Source organism: Bowmanella dokdonensis, assembly GCF_017254865.1.
GTDB classification, from domain to species: Bacteria; Pseudomonadota; Gammaproteobacteria; order Enterobacterales; family Alteromonadaceae; genus Bowmanella; species Bowmanella dokdonensis.
This window is the reverse complement of record NZ_JAFKCV010000112.1, coordinates 1-424: the sequence shown is the minus strand read 5'-3', so window position 1 is coordinate 424 and position 424 is coordinate 1. Positions and strand designations below refer to the sequence as shown.

Below are 424 nucleotides of genomic sequence, written 5' to 3'. Positions count from 1 at the left end.
AAAAAAGTCCAGAATTGTCCGCATAGCAGGCTGGCGGTAGTCGTCAGCTTCCATTAGCAGCTCGTGTTTAGCCTTGGCAATGACCTGTAATTGGCAATGGGGGAGTCGGGCACAAACATGATCCTGGGCCTGATTCTCCACCACCATATCGTTACCCGCTTGTAGCACCAATATCTGGCTTTCTATCTGGTTGGCTTGTTCGGCAATACGGTTCATGGCGGTTATCGAGGCATCCAGCCAATCAAAGGTGACGCCCCCCAGCTGTAGTTTTGGTTCCTGCTCATATTCCTGGCGAAAAAACTGATAGCGGCTTTTGCTGTTAGTCAGCATATTCAGCGCGAAAGGCACTGCCAGGTAGTCGCCCTGACCAATGAAATACCAAGGTCCGGACGCAAACCAATGATTCAGGGTCTGGCCGGTGTTA

Annotated in this window: 1 protein-coding gene; it reads right to left on the bottom strand. The window is 51.2% G+C overall.

Features of this window, described 5'->3' with window-relative positions; genetic code table 11:
- Nucleotides 1-424: alpha/beta fold hydrolase (locus J0A66_RS21785; protein ID WP_206575946.1), on the bottom strand; the 424-nt coding region annotated here is incomplete at both ends.